The sequence below is a fragment of the Nitratifractor sp. genome (assembly GCF_015487065.1).
Classification (GTDB): Bacteria; Campylobacterota; Campylobacteria; order Campylobacterales; family Sulfurovaceae; genus Nitratifractor.
The window spans coordinates 1-2868 of the sequence record NZ_WFQN01000133.1 but is presented as its reverse complement, the minus strand read 5'-3'; the positions used below and the strand labels follow the sequence as shown (position 1 = coordinate 2868).

The window sequence follows — 2868 nt, the reverse complement described above, 5'->3', positions numbered from 1 at the left end:
ATGACCTCCCGCGGGCGTGAAGAGACCCGGGCTCTGGCGGAAAAGATTCGTCAGGAGTTGAAAAAACGGCTCTTTGCAGAAGGAATTTCCCTGAAATGCAGTTGCGGAATCGCCTGCAGCGGTAGCGGTGAAGAGACGTTGGAAGCGGAAGAGCTCTTCCGTCGGGCGGATCGGGCGCTCTATCGGGCCAAAAACGAAGGAAGAGATCGGGTGGTTGCCGAGGGGTGATCCGGTTTAGATCCGTGAACGGATCCGCGCGGCGATCCGGCGGCTCAGACGCTCCAAAAGGCGGCTTTGGGTTGCGACGATGCCGGAGGTCTCCGGAGCCCCCTGAGCCGTCAAGCGGAAGTTCTCTCCGAGAACGAGGCGATCTTTTTGCCGATTGACCAGACTCCAGTGTCCGCTGAGCGTAACGGTGCCGTTGGCATCGCCGTCAAATTGATCCACGGTGAGATAGAGCCGATAGGCATCGCTGAGAGGTTCTTCCCATGGATAAGCGAGAAAAGTGTTTGACGGCAGAAGCTGGGAGAGGTTGCTCTGCAGAACCTGCTGAATGTTTTTGCTGAGTGAACCGGCCCAGAGGTCGGTATCGTGGACTTGGAGCCGCTCGGGACTGATGCGGGTCGTCAGCGACTTTTGCTCCAGGTAGTCGGCGACCTGAACCTCTCCGATACCGATGAGACGATGGGTGTGCAGTGGTTGGATCTTGTGTTGGGGCATGAGACGAGGCTGGAGTCGGTAGTAGTCCGATTTGCTGCTGCATCCCGCTAGAAGCAGGAGCAGAAACATCGAAAAGGTCGCTGCAAATGGTCGTTTCATCTATCTTCCTCTGAGTAGAGATTCGGGGTGGCGGTTGAGATAGTCGGTCAGCTGCCGGATGGAGCGGCTGGTCCGGGAGATCTCATCCAGGAGTTTGAGCATATTGCGGTGGATCTCGGCGTTGGCGTCGAGATAGTTCTTTCGCATCTCTTCGACCGTGGCATTGCTGTTGTCGATGAGACGGGTAAAGGAGGGAAGCAGCTCAGTATTGAACTGTTTCACACTCTGGGTGAGCTGGGGCAGGGTGTCACTGTTGAGGTTCCCCAAGAGGGTATCGACCTTCTGTCCGATCTCCTTGAAGGGGATGGAAGCGACTTTCTGCAAGACACTCTGGAGGTTGGCTTTGAGCGATTCGATGGTTCCGGGAACGGAGGGGAAGACGTAGAGGCCGTTCTCCTTTTTAGGTTCCACTTTTTCGGCATCGGGGAAGAAGTCCAAATTGACCAGCAGGGAGCCGGTGAGGAGGTTGGAGCTTTGCAGCTGAGCCCGAAGCCCTTTGGCGATGAGGGCTTTGAAGATCTGCTCGTCTATATGGCTGTTTTTCTGCTTCACGCCCTGGATCGTGAAGCGTTCCGGTTCGATCTTGATGAGGACCGGAATGCGGAACTCCGCGGTCTGGGCGTCACCGACGAGGAAGAAATTGACCACCTCGCCCACTTTGACGCCCCGGAACTCCACCGGTGCCCCCTCTTTGAGCCCGCGGATGGAGTCCTGAAAATAGACCCAGAAATAGAGCTCCCGGTTGTAGTGGATCTTCTGGGCCTCTTTGAGATTTTTGAAGAGGATAAAGTGGTGTTTCTCTTCCACTGATTTGCCTTGGCCGAAGACTTCGAAGTTGTCGAAAGAGATCCCTCCGGAGAGGATGGCGGTAAGCGAAGCGGTGCGGATTTCGACACCCTCGGGACCGATGACGGCATCGATACCGCTGGCGTTCCAGAAACGGGTGGCGTCGGTGACCAGCCGGCTAAAGGGCTCCTGAATGAAGACATCGATCAAGACCCGTCGTCCGTCGGCGGAGAGGTGGGTGCCGATGACCTTGCCCGCTTTGAGCTTTTTGTAGTAGAGGGGGGAGCCGATCTGCAGAGAACCCTTGTCGTCTGCCTCCAGGACAAAGATTCTGCCTTTGAGGTTGTCCAGGATCACAGGAGGATTCTCCAAGCCTTTGAAACGGCGCAGCTCCTCCTTGCCGGGTTGGGGATCCATGCCGATATAGGAACCCGAGAGCAGGGTATCCAACCCCTCCACTGATTCGGCGGTCAGTCGGGCGTGGACGATCCAGAAACGGGTCTTTTCACTGAGGTAGCGTTTCATCTCTTTGTTGAGCTCCGCCGTGACGATGACGGACTTCAGATCTTCGTCGAAGCGGATATCCGTCACTTTGCCGACCTTGATATCTTTGTATTTGACCACCGATTTTCCGGCTTCGATCCCCTCGGCCGACTGGAAGGTGATCTGAATCGTCGGTCCCCGTTGGCTTACCGATTTGTAGATGAGGACTGCCCCGATGATCAGGGCGACGATCGGGACGATCCAGACGGTGGAGAAGTGCCGGCGTCTGGCAGACCAGATCGCCTCCCTGACGTACTCCTCTCCCGGGGGATGTTTGACGGGATTTTCAGGCATGGTGCTCCTTTGCGGTGTCCCAGATCAGTCGGGGATCGAAACTCATGGCCGCCAGCATGGTGAGGATGACCACCAGGAGGAAGAACACGGCTCCCCCGCCGGCGCGAATTTCGGTGAGTCCCCCGAAATGGACCAGGGCGATCATGATCGAGACCACATAGACATCCACCATGGACCAGCGGCCGATGACTTCAGTCAGAAGATAGAGTCTCTGCCGTTCTTTCGGCTTGGCGGCCTTGTGGTGCCGAACGGTATGGATGAGGTAAAGCAGGATCAGCATCTTGAGCACAGGAACCAGGATACTGGCGATGAAGATGACGCTCCCGATGAGGTAGGATCCGGTCTCCATGAAGTAGATGACCCCGCTCATGATCGTATCGGATTCGGTCCCGGCGAATGTCTGCACATGCATCATAGGCAGGAGGT

General features: G+C 56.6%; 4 protein-coding genes. 1 reads left to right on the top strand and 3 read right to left on the bottom strand.

Annotated elements, in window-relative coordinates; all coding sequences use genetic code 11:
- Window positions 1-228, top strand: a 228-nt coding sequence (locus F8I07_RS07140; protein ID WP_292657662.1) for a diguanylate cyclase, incomplete at its 5' end; no start/stop codon positions are given.
- 6 nt (window positions 229-234) lie between these two features.
- On the opposite strand, the gene F8I07_RS07135 is transcribed toward F8I07_RS07140, so the two are convergent.
- From F8I07_RS07135 to F8I07_RS07125, 3 genes are all read right to left on the bottom strand, one after another.
- Entirely contained in the window at window positions 235-819 is a 585-nt protein-coding gene (locus F8I07_RS07135; RefSeq protein WP_292657661.1) for a membrane integrity-associated transporter subunit PqiC, read from the bottom strand.
- Window positions 820-2442, bottom strand: a complete 1623-nt coding sequence (locus F8I07_RS07130; protein ID WP_292657658.1) for an MlaD family protein — start codon at window positions 2440-2442, stop codon at window positions 820-822. It abuts the gene before it with no gap.
- A partial coding sequence (locus F8I07_RS07125; protein WP_292657655.1) for a paraquat-inducible protein A occupies window positions 2435-2868 on the bottom strand: 434 nt, incomplete at its 5' end. The genes F8I07_RS07130 and F8I07_RS07125, both read right to left, overlap by 8 nt.